This window comes from Pseudoalteromonas sp. GB43, assembly GCF_054923805.1.
In genome coordinates this window covers 2307651-2323810 of the sequence record NZ_JBPCHJ010000001.1, presented here as the reverse complement: position 1 = coordinate 2323810, position 16160 = coordinate 2307651, and the positions used below count along the sequence as shown (strand labels likewise).

Here is a 16160-nt window from a genome sequence, read left to right as displayed (position 1 = left end):
GATGAGGAATAATCATGACCACTATTGTAAGTGTACGCCGCGACGACAAGGTCGTTATTGGTGGCGACGGCCAAGTTTCACTTGGTAACACCGTAATGAAGGGCAACGCCCGCAAAGTTCGACGTCTTTATAACGGCAAAGTAATCGCTGGTTTCGCTGGCGGTACTGCTGATGCCTTCACCCTTTTCGAACGATTTGAAAGCAAATTAGAAATGCACCAAGGCAACTTAACCAAGGCTGCAGTTGAAATGGCCAAAGATTGGCGTAGTGATCGCGCACTTAGAAAGCTCGAAGCACTATTAGCAGTCGCAGACGAAACTGCTTCATTAATTATCACAGGTAACGGTGATGTTGTGCAGCCAGAAAACGACCTAATTGCGATTGGCAGTGGTGGTAACTTCGCACAATCAGCAGCCACAGCGCTACTAGAAAACACCGACCTAAGTGCACGTGAAATTGTAGAGAAAAGCCTAACGATTGCAGGCAATATCTGCGTATTCACGAATAATTTCCAAACTATTGAAGAATTGTAATAGGAACTGCCATGTCTGAGATGACGCCAAGAGAAATCGTTCACGAGCTTGATCAACATATTATTGGCCAAGCTAAAGCTAAAAAAGCAGTTTCAATCGCGCTACGTAACCGCTGGCGCCGTATGCAACTGAGCGATGATTTACGCGCAGAAGTAACGCCTAAAAACATTTTAATGATTGGCCCTACTGGTGTGGGTAAAACTGAAATTGCTCGCCGCCTAGCTAAACTTGCTAATGCGCCTTTTATTAAAGTTGAAGCAACAAAGTTCACCGAAGTAGGCTATGTTGGTAAAGAAGTTGAAACGATCATCCGCGATTTAGTTGATATCTCAATTAAAATGACGCGTGAACAGCAAACCAAAAAATTCAAACATCGCGCTGAAGAAGCGGCAGAAGAGCGTATTTTAGATGCTCTTTTACCACCAGCACGCGATACCTTTGGTGAGTCAAAAACAGAAGAGAACTCTTCTACTCGTCAATCTTTCCGTAAAAAATTACGTGAAGGTCAGTTAGACGATAAAGAAATTGATATCGATGTTGCACAAGCTCAACCTAATGTTGAGATCATGGCTCCTCCTGGTATGGAAGAAATGACCAACCAGCTTCAGAGCATGTTCCAAAACATGGGTGGCGATAAGCGCAGCAAGCGTAAGCTAAAAATCAAAGAAGCATTTAAGCTATTAGTTGAAGAAGAAGCAGCAAAACTTGTTAACCCTGAAGAGTTAAAAGAGCAAGCTATCTTCGCTGTAGAGCAAAACGGTATCGTGTTTATTGATGAGATCGATAAAATCTGTAAACGTGGTGAAGCATCTGGACCAGATGTTAGCCGTGAAGGTGTTCAGCGCGATTTACTTCCTCTAATCGAAGGTTCAACAGTAAGCACTAAACATGGCATGGTTAAAACTGATCACATGTTGTTTATCGCATCTGGTGCATTCCAAATGGCTAAACCATCAGACATGATCCCAGAGCTACAAGGTCGTTTACCAATTCGCGTTGAGCTTGAAGCACTAAGTGCTGATGACTTTAAACGTATCTTAACTGAGCCTCATGCTTCATTAACTGAGCAACAACGTGAGCTGTTAAAAACAGAGCAAGTTGACGTTGAGTTTACTGATGATGCCATTGAACGTATCGCGAAAGCGGCTTGGCAAGTAAATGAGAAAACCGAAAACATCGGTGCCCGTCGCTTGCACACAGTGATGGAAAAACTAATGGAAGAAATTTCATTTGATGCTTCAGAAAAAGCAGGTTCAACACTAACAATTGATGCTAATTACGTTGAGCAGCATTTAGGTGCACTTGTTGAAGATGAAGACTTAAGTCGCTTCATTCTTTAATCAACAAATTAGCGTTATAATTAAAAGCCTCCAGTTGGAGGCTTTTTAGTTTATAAATCGTAGATTCGAGGCTGACATGAAAGAAGTCACTAAAGTGCATTATCACAGCGTTAGCAAAGTATTAGATGTTCATTTTGATGATCAGACTATTGCTCAATTTAGTGCTGAATTTTTGCGTGTTCACTCACCTTCTGCTGAAGTACAAGGTCATGGCAATGAACCAATGAAACTCGTACTTGGTAAGCAACAAGTAGGAATTAACAAGATTGAGCCGGTTGGTCATTATGCGATTCGACTGGTGTTTAGCGATAATCATAATAGCGGTTTATTCAGCTGGCACTATTTAAGTGAGCTGCAAGCTAACCATAATGAGCTTTGGCAGAAATACCAAACGAGAGTCTCTGAGCACGAAGCAAGTAAAGACAGCGTGCCTATCAAGTTTGTGCCTTAATACCTATCAAAATGCCTCGATAAAGCACACCTAAAAACAAAAAAGCGCGATGACGACACCGTCACCGCACTTTTGTTTTATAAAGTATAAAGTATCAAGTAATTATTAAACTTTAAACTTATCGATTGCTTGATAAAGCACGCGCGCTTGCTCTGATACTTCTTCGCTAGTTTGCGCATTAGTCGCTGCGTGACCCGATGCCTCTTGGGCGATATCACGAATACGTACCACGTTTTTATTCACCTCAGAAGCCACTTGGCTTTGCTCATCAATTGCGGTGGCAATGTGAGTACTCATATCCATAATGGTTTGTACATCTTCGGTGATTGAGCGAAGTAACTCACCGGCTTTACTTGCCTGTGCAGCACTTTCGCCACCTTGCGTACGACATTGCTGCATAATGCTCACCACTTCTTGCGTACGCCCTTGCAAGGTCGAAATGATGCTCTCGATCTCTTGTGTTGAATCTTGGGTACGCTGCGCAAGTGAGCGAACTTCATCTGCTACTACCGCAAAACCACGGCCTTGTTCACCAGCACGCGCCGCTTCAATAGCCGCATTGAGTGCCAGTAAGTTTGTTTGCTCAGCAATGCCACGAATAACATCCAGTACAGAGCCAATCGTTTCAGCGTCTTTTTCTAATTGCGACACCACACTTGACGCATTACCGAGTGAGTCTGATAAGTGATTAATTTGCACTACCGTTGATTCAACCTCAGAACGACCTTGCTGCGCACTTAAGTTAGTCGACTCTGCTTTTTTCGCTGCTGCTTCAGTATTGTGAGAGATATCTTGAATCGTCGCCTGCATTTCTGTTGCAGCAGTAGCAACCATATCAGCTTCATGAAGTTGCTCTTGCATACCAGAGCTAGTTGCAGCTGTCGTTTCTGATAAATGCTCTGTTGCCACATTGAGTGTGCCTAGAGCGGTATTGACTTCGTAAATTAGCTTTTTAAAGTCACTAATCAAGCTATTAAAGTCAACTGTCATCGTGGTGATTTCATCTTTACCTGACTGCTCAATAGACATACTTAAATCATTACTGCGACGTATTTCATTAATCGTGTGATATACACGCTCAATAGGCATAATGATTGAACGACTAGTAAAATAGACTAACAGCATGACCAAAACGCTGGCGACAATGAAAACAAGCAACGCAATGAGTTGCGCTCGCTCGGCGCTAGACTCAACAAAAGCTTTAGTTTCCGTTGTTAATTGGTTAACAATTGCATCGCTCTTTTCTACACTTCGCTTCATTTCACCTAGTGCACCTGAGTCTAGATCTAATCCTAGAGTCACCTGTGCATCGACAAGCGCTTTGAATTTAACTTGGTAAGTAGCCAAGTTACTAAGTAATTGCTTCTCATAGCCAGTTTCAAATCCTGCATTTTTAATTTCAGACTGAAAATTACTGACTAAATCATCAAATTTAGCCAGATACTTCAAATCAAATCGCAGCATAAAGTCTTTCTCTGCGCGACGAAGCTGCAGCATCAAGGTTAATAGCTGATAGTTTTCACGTTCACTGAGTAAGGTTTCAACTTGATGCACGGCTCCACGTAGCTCACCATACAACGCATCTTTAGGATGCAAACCAATTTTCTTTTGCAACACAACAACTTCATTAAAGTCATCGTAATACAATTTCGCTAAGCTTCTAAATTCATCAAGTTTTGCTGACTCCATAGATAAGTCATTAACTAGCTCGTCAAGACGTGCCATTTTAACTTTAAGCTGTGCATACTCTTTTTCAAAAAGCTCAAGACTTTCGACATCTTTATAAAACAAAAAGTTTTTTTCATGCTTGCGCATTGCAAGTTCATGAATATCAAGCTCCTCCGCATTTTGAATTGTTTCATTGAGTTTTAGCATCATGCGCGACTCAAGGATAATTACAAACAGCATCACAATCATTGCAAGACCAACAACGAGCGCGTTTAATTGCAAACGACGCTTAATAGTTAAGTTTTGTAATACATTCATTCAAAGTGCCCTATAGAAACATGCATTTAAGAGTATAGCTAAACTATCTAAAGCAGCTAATAAAAAGTGATTAAACTTGTCGCACATTTTCTAATATTAGGAAGGTTTAAACAATTAGTTTTTGTTCTAAATCAACCTGTTGCCACAGGTATTTATGGAGCTTATCCACCTTTTCCCACTGCTTTTTTCTTATCCACTCAACCAAAGGTGCTGGATTGCTTGGGAAGTTGAGTTTTTTATTCTGTGGAGATTGCAGCCAATCATCCATCGCATTGGGGTTTAAATAACTCATCACATGAGCTGCCCCCATCGACAATAAAGTCTGCGCATTAATACCTTGCTCAAATTGTTTACCTAGCGGTTTTAACAATAATTTTTTACCAAGTTGTAATGCTTCACTTGCAAGTTCGAATCCAGCATTACCAATCACACCACCCGCATTAGCAAGATCATTTAGAAACCCAACGCGTGATGGTGCTCGCAGATGGATATTACCAATTGAACAATCCTGAGCATCCGGGTGATAACAATAAAACTCTCTTTCAGGAAAATCTTTTAAGTACTCGACCACATTGTTAAGATTTTCGAATGGCAGATACACCAACACCTTATTTTCAACCATCACTGGGTTATCGTGATGATGAGTAGCAATAAATGGAGGGATGATATTTTCAGCATAAGGTTGCCAATGTACGCCTAAATAAACACTGGCTGGCGCATAGTTACGGATCAGCGCACGGCGAAAGAATGCGCGGCCAAACATCGGCACTTTATCAGATAAAAATGCCGCTTGATGACTCATGCCAATTACCGGAATATTTTGTTGTTTAGCAGCCCATGCTGTAATTGGCTCAAAGTCATTAAATACCAAATCATAATGACGTAAATCAAGGCCTTTTATATCTTTAATTAGTTGTAGTGGACGTGCATTTTTCAATGTTTTAAAGCTATCAACCTGCCCCGATTTACTGGTAAACGACAAACCTCGAAAAACTCGGTAATCAGCAAAATCATCCATATCAAAGTAGTCTTGCTCTTTTCGACCAGAGAACACATAGTCAACATCGACTCCTAAAGCCCTAAACGTGCTAGCCATCACACGCGCACGCGTTATGTGCCCATTGCCTGTCCCTTGAATACCGTACAAAATTCTCATATAGACTCCACCACCATCACAGCTAATACTGCACAACTAGATCCCATTACTGCACCAATAACCACATCAGCGGGGTAATGCACACCAATAATCACTCTAGATGCAGCGACCCCTGATGCCCAAACCAACCACAAACCGGCAAATTCAGGTAAATACATAGTTAAAATTGTCGCCACTACAAATGCTCCCGCACTATGCCCCGATGGCAAACTAAACCTATCACTCGGCACTAAATAAGCGCCTTGTACTAAGCAATCACAAGGTCTTACCCGAGCAATTCGCTTTTTAACTAAAAAATAAATGGGTCGCTCAATGACAAAACCTACCAGTAGACTCATTGCAAGTTGTTGAAAATGCGCTTGCTCCGTAAACCACCAAAAGCTCAAAAATAGTGCAACATAAAGACCGCCATCACCACTTTTTGAAAAGCCAATGGCTGATCGCCTTAACCACACTGGCGAAGCATCATTAAACACACTTAAGAACAGCTGTTCGTCCACCTTTGCCAATTTTGTAAGTATGTTGTTTGCCATGGTGAGCTCCTTGTCATACTTTGCGTCTAATTTTTATACTCACCTCAGCTTAGGCGCTAAAAATAACAATTAAGTGACGCTTTTGAGACACTAATGTTGCGGTGACAAAATTCCTTTGATTTAAACCAATAATCCGCTATTAAGTCGTTGTTATTGAGTTGTATCAGGGTATACTGAGTACTAAACAGACAGTCTCTTTAGAGGATGAAAAAATGGATTACAGCACTTCTGATTTATGCGACCACTTTGCAGATGTGGTTGATGTGCTCGAACCAATGTTTATCAATTTTGGTGGACGCCCAAGCTTTAGTGGTCGAGTAAAAACCGTTAAATGCTTTGAAAATAACGAGCTGATCCGCGAAATTTTATCAACCGATGGCACCGACAGCGTGTTATTGATTGACGGTGGTGGTTCAACCCGACGTGCCCTAATTGATATTGAGCTGGCTGAAATCGCATTAGAAAACAACTGGCAAGGCATTATCGTTTACGGTGCTATTCGTCATGTTGATGAACTTGAAGAGCTAGACCTAGGCATTCAAGCAATTGCGTCTATTCCTGTTGCTGCCGATAGTGAAGGTGCAGGTGAAGACGGTATTGGCGTTAACTTCGCAGGTGTTTCTTTCTTTGATGACGACTTTGTTTACGCTGATAGCACCGGTATTATATTATCTGCTGAAGAATTAGAGTTAGAAATAATAGAAGACTAATCTCGGTGACAAACTACCTTAAAATTTATGATGAAGCGGCGGTAAAGCACTTATGTGTCCGCCGCGCTAACGAACTCAAAGCTTGGCAAGCCCTTGCCCTTCTCGACACTCAAGTTAACGCCCCACAAGCACTCATCGATGCAAAGCATTTCGGTATTCGCTATGTTTTAGTTGGCGTATGTGAGGATATTGGCCCTCGCGCTAACTTAGGTAACGGTGGCTCAGGACAAGCGTGGCAAGCATTTTTAAAGCGCTTTTTAAACCAAACGCATAACCAGTTTTTAAACCACGAGCGTGTGTTGCTACTCGGCGAAGTGGCCCTTGATGACTTAAACCAACAAGCTGCTGACCTTGATAATAAAAACGACGCCGACTTAGCCAAACTACGTGAATTATGCGCTGATATAGACACCCGCGTTGAGCAAGTGATTGCGATGATTTTTGCAGCTGGTCTTGAGCCAATTGTAATCGGTGGCGGCCACAACAACTGCTTAGGTATTTTACGTGCCCTTAGTAAGCAAGATGGTAAACCAGTCAACGCTATTAACTTAGACCCTCATGCTGATTTCAGAGAGTGTGAAGGCCGCCATAGTGGCAATGGCTTTAGATATGCTTACAGCGAAAACCACCTCGCTGATTATCACGTGATGGGGTTACACGAATTTAAAAATAACCAAGCGATTATTGATGCCCTGGCCAACGCAAACTTCACGTTTGATAGTTACCAAGACATTCAAGTACGTCGTAAAGTTGATTTATCTTCAGCATGTCAACACGCACTAGCTCAGTTTGATAATGCCTCGCTTGGCGTAGAAGTAGACTTAGACAGTATTTCGTTAATGCCAGTTAGCGCATACACCAACTGTGGTTTTAATGTGAGTGATGCAGAACACTTTGTACATTTAGCTGCCAGCCAAGCAACAGTCCGCTACTTACATTTATGTGAAGGCGCACCATCACAACACCCGGTTAGTTTAGAAACAGGTATGAACGATGCAGGCCAAATAATCACAGCTTTAGTAAACGCCTACCTGCAAGCCAGAGAGTCTTCTTAACTTGCATTAGGCGCTATTCTTACTGAAACGTCTACTTTGCGAATAAATTCACATTTGCTGCAAACAAGGTGATTTATTCGCCAAGATTTAACGATGGTAACAGCTCATCTTCAAACCAATCGCTGATTAAACGTTTGTCGTAGTAATAAGCTTCATCGCGCCCCATTTTCATGCGGTCCATAAAGCCCATATCTTTAAGCTTTACGTCTTTTGCTTCACTAATCACTTTACCGTCTTTATCCGTAATTAAATAATTAAGGTCAATACGTGGGAAATAAATTGGCTTGATAATGCGCAGTTCATTCATCGTTCCAAAACGCACATCACCAGCAAGGTCAAGCTCTGTTACTTCCACATTGAAGGTGTAGCCATCAGGTAACTGTTCAGCAAGCTTGTTAAAGTGCTTCTCAAAGCTCTTTGCCACGTTTTTATGAAATGCACCTTTTGGTGAGTTATTTCCGGGGCGCACATCACGGTAATCGTTAAAGTCATGCCATTTAACCTTAGCCTCCCCTGCGTGAGCAAAAGCAGGTAGTGCAATAACCATTGCTAAGGCCATTTTCTTTACAATTTTCATCTTTATCTCCACTTAACAGGAATAGCTTTTGATTAAAATTTAGCAGCTGACAATTAACTATAGCTTAATAACTCAACGCTTGGATGTAACCAATATGGTGCAAAATGTAATCAAAAACAAGACACTGATATTTCTATGAAAGAAGTTTAATCACATTTTATTCATGTAATTTAACGCGAAATGTGATGAAATAAGGCTAATTCAACTAGGTATAGTTCATGGATATTTTATGACCATTTTAGTCACCGGCGGAGCCGGGTACATCGGTTCTCACACCGTTTTAGAGTTACTACAACAAGGCACAGACGTTGTTGTACTTGATAATTTAAGCAATTCATCAAATGAGTCATTGGCTCGCGTAAAACAAATCACCGGCAAAGACGTCACGTTTTATCAAGGTGATATTTTAGATAGAGCCTGTTTAGACAAAATCTTCAGTGAACACACGATTGATAGTGTTATTCACTTCGCTGGTTTAAAAGCGGTTGGTGAATCGGTTGTAAAACCTATCGAGTATTATCAAAACAACGTACAAGGTACACTGACTCTGGTTGATGCTATGCGTGATGCTGGCGTGTTTAAGTTAGTATTTAGCTCATCAGCAACCGTATACGGTGACCCAGCAAGCTTACCAATTCGCGAAGACTTCCCAGTTGGCGGCACGACTAACCCGTATGGCACATCAAAGCTTATGGTAGAGATGATGCTGCAAGATATCGCGAAATCAGATGAACGCTTTGCCTTTGTTATCTTACGTTACTTTAACCCTGTAGGCGCACATGAGTCTGGCCTTATTGGTGAAGACCCTAATGGTATTCCTAACAACTTATTACCTTATATTTCGCAAGTTGCTGTGGGTAAACTAGAAAAGCTTGGTGTGTTTGGGGATGACTACGATACTGTAGATGGTACAGGTGTTCGTGACTATATCCATGTTGTCGATTTAGCATTAGGTCACTTAAAAGCACTGAACCGAATTGCAAGTGATACAGGTGCGCACGTATTTAACCTAGGCACAGGTAATGGTTATTCAGTACTGCAGATGGTTACCGCTTTTGAGAAAGCCAGCGGTCAAGCCGTACCTTACCAAATTTCGCCGCGTCGAGCGGGTGATATTGCAGCTTGTTACGCAGCACCAGAAAAAGCATTAAAAGAACTTGGCTGGCAAGCAGAGCGTGGCATCGATGAGATGATGCAAGATACATGGCGCTGGCAAAGCAATAACCCGAACGGTTACAAATAGTCAGAAGAATTAAAAGGCACTTACAAATAAGTGCCTTTTTACTGGCTACTTTATAAAATCCTGCGTTTCAAAATAAACTATTTGGCTGTACTCACAGTCATTAAAGCCACTTGATAATTGCGTAAATGTTGGCACGTTTACTTCTACCTGCAAACGCTCAGCTTCACACCCTCTTACTAAAGCAATGGCGTCAAATGACGGGCTGACTTTGTATTTGATGTACCAATATTTGCATTTCTTGCTCATTTGTCGCTTTATTTATTCTTTGCCAGCGCGGTTGCGACACGTGCTGAGTCGATGACAGTGCTCGTTTATATACAAGAGAAACAAACTTAAAGTTTTCATCCTTTAGCCATTTTTTACCGCCTCGTTCGAAGTGACCAAAGAATAACTGGCTGGGCACACTCAATGTCTGCCCAGCAATTAACTTATTCAAGTCAAACTTAGCAGGTAATAGAGTGATCATCGAATTTAAATACTGAGGAATTGAATCACTTTCTTGCACAGTAAGCCAACGAATTAGTTCTTTCTCATAGCGAGTTTCTACACGATAAATTAATTGGTAATCATGCGGGGCGTGGTACAAAGGAAGGTGGCTGGCATAGAGCTCAACGCCATCGGTGAACAACACCATGCCATGCATGCCAACTCGGCTATGCGCATGAAAATGCTTAACCTCTTTTGCTACGCTTTTAAAACTGACAATTAAACAGCAAAGTAACAACAGAAAAGCGAAATTTGCTTTCATTTTTTAATACCTTTTATTTAACACGAACAATCGCTTTACCGATATTCTTCCCTTCGAACAACCCCTCAAGCGCGCTTGGTAAATTTTCAAAGCCATTAATTTCGGTTGTTTTAAATTGGATCTCTCCTGCTTTTAACCACGGCAAAATATGATTAATCATTTCAGGCATACGGTGAGTAAAGTCTCTTGCTAAAATCCCTTGAATTGTCGCTCGTTTATAAAGTAATTGATGAAGAAAGCGAGGGCCTAGTTCGGGGTTGTCAAGTGAACCATCGTACTGCGAGATTTGCCCGCAAATCACTACGCGAGCACGCAAGTTTAAGCTGCTCAACACCGCATCAGTGTTCATCCCGCCAACATTATCAAAATAAACATCAACACCTCCAAGCTCCATCAACCTTTCGTGCAACTGTTGGGCTGAGTCAAATTGCTTATAGTTAAGCGCATAAGCGACCCCGAGCTCTTCTAACCAAGTACATTTTTCTTCAGATCCAGCTAATGCAATAACACGACAACCATTTTTTATCGCAAACTGAGTAACTAACGAACCCACAGCTCCTGCAGCACCTGAAACGACAACTGTCTCGCCGGCTTTTGGTTTACCTGCTTCCATTAAACCAAACCAAGCTGTTCGCCCAGGCATACCTAAAACACCTAGTGCCGTTTTTACATCGGCATCATTAGGGTTTAAGGCTTGTATTTCATTGGCATGGACAACTGCATGAGTTTGCCAACCTGAATAAGCGCTTACCCAATCACCTTGCTTAAAACGCTCGCTGTTTGACTTTAAAACCTGAGCAACAACCGCAGCCCCTTGCACTGTATTTAATGCATGAGGTTGCTCCCAGTTCGGCTTAGCAGCCTGTTGAATACGCATATATGGATCGACAGAAATATACTTTGCCTCTAGCAGCACTTCGTTTTTAGCCAATGTCGGCGAAATTACAGATTCTCGCAATGCATAATGCTGCTCACTGACACGTCCATCAGGGCGCTTAACATAAAACCACTGCTTAAGATTGTAAGACGTCATCGCTCTCTCATTTAATGAAATTTAATAACGAAATTATTGCACTTAAACAATTAACCATTAAGCTATTAAAACTATCTATACGTTTCCATATTGGAATTAGAGGCAAACTTGGATACAGAAGATTTACGAAAGTTTTTGGTCATCGCAAAGCACAACAACTTACAGCAAGCATCTGCAACATTAAATGTCACACCTGGCGCGCTTTCGAAGGTCATAAAACGGCTCGAAATTAAGCTAAATACACAACTATTTAAGCGAATTGGTCGAAATATAAAACTAAATCAGCAAGGTGAAAAATTTCGCCATTATGCGCTTAATTTGGTTCATGAGGCTGATCAAGCTATCAGCGAGTTTAATGGAAGCACGAAAAATACGGTTGTTAACTTATCTGGCCCCTCTTTGCTGTTACAGCATTACCTGCCTTTATTATTATCGCAATTTAATGAGCAAGGTTTTCAATTTAATATTGATACAAGTTGGGAAGGTCAAGCCATTGAACAGGTTGCCAGCGGTCATGCCCATTTAGCTTTAGTTACCGAAGTGGCATTAAATGAAAGCACACTGCAAAGTGACTTTGAACGTATATATTTAGGCACAACAACATTTAAGGTTGTAGCTGCGCACTCGCATCCATTATTCGAACAGTTTAGTAAGGGTTCACTCACCAACAGAGAGCTTTTTCAATTTAGTTTTGCTTGTCCGAGTATTTCACCCTTTTGTGGCGTAACTAGGGGGATCGGCTCAGATGGTTGGCGAGATGACAAAGTACCTAGAACCATAAGTTATCGTTGCAACGATTTCAGCACCTTACTGTCACTAGTCAAACAAGGGATTGCATTAGCATACGTCCCTGATTTTATTGCAAACGATCCAGCCCTCAAAGTCATCGATGTCTTAGACTGTAACTACACTTGCCAAGAGCGCCTCGAGCTGGTTTACAAACCAAGTTTAGCTACTGGCTGGTTAAATAAATTCGCAGCAAAAGTGAGAGCCGCACATCAGCGCATTGCTTGAATGCTCTCAAGTGCTACAGCTAGCTGTGTTTTTAATTTTTTATAGCGTATATAAACAGCCAGCACGATAATACCATTAATACCAAGCTGGATAAGCCATAGGCTGTATGTTTTAAACATAACCATATTAAACAAGGCAGCGATTAACAAAGCGCACCAAAGCACAACGCAGCCAATAAAACTCACATGCCAGTAATGAACTTGGTGCTTCAGCTGATTCTCTTTAAAATTAAGCATTGCATTAACGTCTAGTGTTTCTGCTCGCCACAGCTTTCGCCTTAAACGGTATGACCAAATTCCAAAACCTAGAGGAATAGGCACTAATAGCGCAAACATAATGGTTTCATAGGTATTTTTTGCTTCAAACAACATGGCGTAAATACAAAATACGGTTACCACAACACCTAAAAATGAGTCGATTAACCCTTTTAGCTTTAACTTAGTTCGCGACTTTTGCGTTTGTGCTATTAACGCTGCACTATCCACTTTCGGCGTTGCCTGCACGAATGCCTGCTGCCACTTAGCTAATTGATCATCTGCTTCGAATTTATCCACTTTATTTACTCCATTAGGCTCGCAATTTGCTGTCTTGCTCTACTGGCACGCTTAGCAACAGCATCTTCAGACAACCCCAGCGTTTGCGCTATCTCACTTTGATTAAACCCTTCAAGCTGCAAAGCAAGCACCTGCCGATATTTCAGCGTTAATTTACGAAGGGCAGCCATTAAATCTAAACTGTCGTCTGGTGATTTATGCGCACTTAAGGCTTGGGTGTAATCAATACTTTCAGAGCTTGCCACCTCTTTGCGGTTTTGCTCTTTTATCACATGATCAACCGCTTTATTGTGAGCTATTCGGGCAATATAGGTTTTTATGCTGGCATCGCCACGAAAGGCAACATCGGGTGATGAGTCATTGCTTTCAAAAGCGCGCCAAACAGCCAGCGACATCTCTTGAATTAGCTCATCTTGTAGCGCTTGATTGATCTCGTAGGTTGCAGCAACACGCGCCAACAGCGGCGCGTATTCATTCAGCAATGTGTTTATTTGAACATCAGCTTTCACTGTACTTCCATGTTTTTATTATTATTTGAACAAACGATTATAGGCACAAAAGTAGGTACATGCTAATACCGTCCTACCAACAACATAGGTAAAAGACTATAAGGGGCAGCAAAGGTAACGAGCATATTAATCAAACAAAGCATGCTTAATGGTTTAATCACCTTTAGTGCCGTTGTAATGCCTTCTTTAACAGCTGCACTAAGCGAAGCATTGTTTAAAAGTAACAGAGGTACCACAAACATAAGCAACATATTTACAGGAACAATTGATACAAACATGACCCCTACGCGCCAGCGCTCAACATCAACAAACTGACCTGACAATAAAGCCGATAACTGCTCACTACCAATCAAAGTACTCCCAACAGCAAATTGCACCAGCGCCAGTAAAATACCAACAACTGACCACACGGCAACTCGCCCCCACTTCATCCATGTTGCATTGTGCTTAAATGAAAAGCCTTGCTGATTATTCAGGTTAAACAACAGTGGCCACACCGTTGCCATTAACATAGGCGCTAACCACTTTGATACGGTTAAACCCGTAGGTGCAGGTAATAGCTGCACTAAACCTGGCACAATGGCGAACAGCGTCATAAGTAAAAAAAGTTTAAACGGTGCTTTTTTAAATAGCCCCCACCCTTCTTTTAACCAAAGAGCAGCATCACTAAATGGTGCATTTGTTGAATCAAGTTTTAGCGTATTCACAGTTGATGTTGTAATCGTCATGAGTTTGTCCTTTTCGTAAAAATAGATACATAAGACACTGCCTATCGCTACCACCAAATAGAACAACTTCGTGTCATTTGCAGCTATAGACGAGACAAACACAGAAAACCTGACAAAATATTTTTAAAAAATTAAAAAATAATTTTATTTCGTTGAACTTTAAAGATAAAAAAGAGGTGGAACAATAGTGGAACGCAGCTGCTTGAGATAGATTTAAGCTTTGATTTTTGGTTTTTGGTTTTTTACAGCAAGAAAATGGTGGCCCCTCCCAGACTTGAACTGGGGACCTAACGATTATGAGTCGTGTGCTCTAACCAACTGAGCTAAGGGGCCATTGTATTAGCGAAAGCTAAATTTTTTTGATGCGTTTAGCAGGTTTAACTGACTAAAGCGGGATGCAGTATAAAAAGTTTTTGCAACCTTGTCACTAGCAAAACCCTTTATTTTAACAATCACTAAATCAACTGCTCAAATAGTAAACTCTTTGTTTTTACAACGACCTTAAAGCATTGCCGATTCGTTTCTATTCTCCGACATTGTTCTAGATCAAATAGCTAACTTGCTAAACTCGTTAAAATAGCCGCTCAATCAATTGCGGAGTGCTGACTGTGATAAATTTACCAAGCTGGGATCAATCTCTGATCAACAAGTACAATATTTCTGGGCCTCGATATACATCTTACCCAACGGCATTGTCTTTAGCTGATGGTTATAAGCAACAAGATATGATTAACGCGATTGCAGCGTCGAAAAGCCGTTCTTTATCGCTGTATATCCATATCCCTTTTTGCAGTCAGCTTTGTTATTACTGTGGTTGTAATAAGGTGATCACTCGTCATCAATCTAAAGCCGATTTATACCTAGATAACTTAGCGCTTGAAATTGCTGAGCAAGCAACACTTTTTGCCGATTATAACGTTGAGCAACTGCATTTAGGGGGTGGTACACCAACGTTCTTATCGGCAGAGCAAATGAGTCGCTTAATGGCGCTGGTTGAGCAGCATTTTAATTTTTCTGATGATGCCGAACGCGGTATTGAGATTGACCCTCGTTCTTTAGCTAATGGCATGCTAGTTCACCTACGTAAACTTGGCTTCAATCGTGTCTCGTTTGGTATTCAGGATTTCAATGATGATGTGCAGCTGGCAGTTAATCGCCCACAAAGCGTGCAATCTGTAAAAGGTTTAATAAGTGAGGCTCGTGAACTTGGCTTTAAGTCTATTAATGCAGATATGATTTACGGTTTGCCACTGCAAACACCAGAGAGTTTTAAAGAGACGATTGCGCAGCTGATAGAGTTAAACCCTGATCGCGTGTCGGTATTTAACTATGCCCACTTACCAGATAGATTCGCTGCTCAGCGTAAAATCAAAGACGCTGACTTACCATCTGCTGGCGACAAGCTCACTATGTTCAAAAATACCCTTGAGCAGATGTTAGCGGCGGGTTATCAGTTTATTGGTATGGACCACTTTGCCCGTAAAGACAATGAACTAGCAATTGCACAAAACGCAGGTCAATTACACCGTAATTTCCAAGGTTACACAACGCATGACCAATGTGACTTATTAGGTTTGGGTGTGTCATCTATTTCGCAAATAGGCAATGCCATTTTACAAAACGAAAAAGAGTTAAAGCACTATTACAAAGCCGTGCAAGAAGGCTATGGCAGTGCAATCTGTAAAGGTGTTGCTTTAACTGATGACGATACGTTACGTGCCGCAGTGATCAAACAATTGATCTGCCAGTTTGAGCTGGATATTCCAGCAATCGAAAAACAGTTTAATATTAACTTTGCCAGCTACTTCTGCGAGGCACTACAGGCACTCGACCCATTACTAGCTGATGGCTTGGTGTCTGTTAGCCAAGATAAGATCACAGTAACAGCTCGCGGTAATTTATTTATTCGTATTATTTGTATGTGCTTTGATGCGCACCTACAACAACAAATCAAGCAAACTCGTTTCTCACGAGTTATCTAGCCCAACAA

Annotated in this window: 17 protein-coding genes and 1 tRNA gene; 8 read left to right on the top strand and 10 right to left on the bottom strand. The window is 41.4% G+C overall.

The window, feature by feature from the left end:
• Positions 1-14 precede the first annotated feature (14 nt).
• From hslV to ACRWSG_RS11085, 3 genes are all read left to right on the top strand, one after another.
• Positions 15-533 carry an ATP-dependent protease subunit HslV gene (gene hslV, locus ACRWSG_RS11095; protein WP_008115012.1) on the top strand — a complete coding sequence of 173 codons (519 nt, stop codon included), beginning with the start codon at positions 15-17 and terminating at the stop codon, positions 531-533.
• 11 nt (positions 534-544) lie between these two features.
• On the top strand, positions 545-1873 hold the full coding sequence (gene hslU, locus ACRWSG_RS11090) for an HslU--HslV peptidase ATPase subunit (RefSeq protein WP_054552817.1): 1329 nt from the start codon (positions 545-547) through the stop codon (positions 1871-1873).
• A gap of 76 nt (positions 1874-1949) precedes the next feature.
• Positions 1950-2324, top strand: coding sequence for a gamma-butyrobetaine hydroxylase family protein (locus tag ACRWSG_RS11085; protein WP_462166288.1), 375 nt, complete (start codon positions 1950-1952; stop codon positions 2322-2324).
• Positions 2325-2429: 105 nt separating this feature from the next.
• Here ACRWSG_RS11085 and ACRWSG_RS11080 read toward each other — a convergent pair whose 3' ends face one another.
• From ACRWSG_RS11080 to ACRWSG_RS11070, 3 genes are all read right to left on the bottom strand, one after another.
• Positions 2430-4310, bottom strand: coding sequence for a methyl-accepting chemotaxis protein (locus ACRWSG_RS11080; protein WP_462166286.1), 1881 nt, complete (start codon positions 4308-4310; stop codon positions 2430-2432).
• 106 nt (positions 4311-4416) lie between these two features.
• Positions 4417-5466 carry an MJ1255/VC2487 family glycosyltransferase gene (locus tag ACRWSG_RS11075; protein ID WP_462166285.1) on the bottom strand — a complete coding sequence of 350 codons (1050 nt, stop codon included), beginning with the start codon at positions 5464-5466 and terminating at the stop codon, positions 4417-4419.
• On the bottom strand, positions 5463-5999 hold the full coding sequence (locus ACRWSG_RS11070) for a phosphatase PAP2 family protein (protein WP_054552821.1): 537 nt from the start codon (positions 5997-5999) through the stop codon (positions 5463-5465). The genes ACRWSG_RS11075 and ACRWSG_RS11070 overlap by 4 nt, the downstream gene beginning before the upstream one ends.
• Positions 6000-6211: 212 nt before the next feature.
• Between ACRWSG_RS11070 and rraA the strand changes: the two genes are divergently transcribed.
• On the top strand, positions 6212-6709 hold the full coding sequence (gene rraA, locus ACRWSG_RS11065) for a ribonuclease E activity regulator RraA (RefSeq protein WP_054552822.1): 498 nt from the start codon (positions 6212-6214) through the stop codon (positions 6707-6709).
• Between the two features lie 5 nt (positions 6710-6714).
• Complete coding sequence (locus ACRWSG_RS11060) at positions 6715-7764, top strand: formimidoylglutamase (RefSeq protein WP_462166284.1); 1050 nt, start codon at positions 6715-6717, stop codon at positions 7762-7764.
• A gap of 73 nt (positions 7765-7837) precedes the next feature.
• On the opposite strand, the gene ACRWSG_RS11055 is transcribed toward ACRWSG_RS11060, so the two are convergent.
• Positions 7838-8341, bottom strand: coding sequence for a DUF3016 domain-containing protein (locus ACRWSG_RS11055; protein ID WP_462166283.1), 504 nt, complete (start codon positions 8339-8341; stop codon positions 7838-7840).
• A 229-nt stretch (positions 8342-8570) separates the two neighbouring features.
• Here ACRWSG_RS11055 and galE point away from each other — a divergent pair, with 229 nt between their 5' ends.
• Positions 8571-9584 (top strand): UDP-glucose 4-epimerase GalE, encoded by a 1014-nt coding sequence (gene galE, locus ACRWSG_RS11050; RefSeq protein ID WP_054552825.1) that lies wholly within the window; start codon positions 8571-8573, stop codon positions 9582-9584.
• 190 nt (positions 9585-9774) lie between these two features.
• Here the strand turns inward: galE and ACRWSG_RS11045 are convergent, their stop codons facing one another.
• Together ACRWSG_RS11045 and ACRWSG_RS11040 are read right to left on the bottom strand one after the other, a co-directional pair.
• The gene (locus tag ACRWSG_RS11045) at positions 9775-10332 is read right to left on the bottom strand and encodes a hypothetical protein (protein WP_462166282.1); all 558 of its coding nucleotides are present in this window, start codon (positions 10330-10332) and stop codon (positions 9775-9777) included.
• 13 nt (positions 10333-10345) lie between these two features.
• Positions 10346-11365: an NADP-dependent oxidoreductase gene (locus ACRWSG_RS11040; RefSeq protein ID WP_462166281.1), complete on the bottom strand. Its 1020-nt coding sequence runs from the start codon at positions 11363-11365 to the stop codon at positions 10346-10348.
• Between the two features lie 108 nt (positions 11366-11473).
• Between ACRWSG_RS11040 and ACRWSG_RS11035 the strand changes: the two genes are divergently transcribed.
• The gene (locus ACRWSG_RS11035) at positions 11474-12379 is read left to right on the top strand and encodes a LysR family transcriptional regulator (RefSeq protein ID WP_054552828.1); all 906 of its coding nucleotides are present in this window, start codon (positions 11474-11476) and stop codon (positions 12377-12379) included.
• Here the strand turns inward: ACRWSG_RS11035 and ACRWSG_RS11030 are convergent.
• From ACRWSG_RS11030 to ACRWSG_RS11015, 4 genes are all read right to left on the bottom strand, one after another.
• Positions 12364-12933, bottom strand: coding sequence for a hypothetical protein (locus tag ACRWSG_RS11030; protein ID WP_054552829.1), 570 nt, complete (start codon positions 12931-12933; stop codon positions 12364-12366). The two genes, ACRWSG_RS11035 and ACRWSG_RS11030, sit on opposite strands and share 16 nt — an antisense overlap.
• Positions 12934-12938: 5 nt before the next feature.
• Positions 12939-13442: an RNA polymerase sigma factor gene (locus ACRWSG_RS11025; protein ID WP_054552830.1), complete on the bottom strand. Its 504-nt coding sequence runs from the start codon at positions 13440-13442 to the stop codon at positions 12939-12941.
• 62 nt (positions 13443-13504) lie between these two features.
• Complete coding sequence (locus tag ACRWSG_RS11020) at positions 13505-14170, bottom strand: hypothetical protein (RefSeq protein WP_462166280.1); 666 nt, start codon at positions 14168-14170, stop codon at positions 13505-13507.
• A 256-nt stretch (positions 14171-14426) separates the two neighbouring features.
• A tRNA-Ile gene (locus ACRWSG_RS11015) sits at positions 14427-14503 on the bottom strand.
• A gap of 275 nt (positions 14504-14778) precedes the next feature.
• On the opposite strand from ACRWSG_RS11015, the gene hemN reads away from it, so the two are divergent.
• A complete protein-coding gene (gene hemN, locus ACRWSG_RS11010; RefSeq protein WP_462166279.1) occupies positions 14779-16152 on the top strand; it encodes an oxygen-independent coproporphyrinogen III oxidase in 1374 nt (457 codons plus the stop codon).
• Positions 16153-16160: the final 8 nt, after the last annotated feature.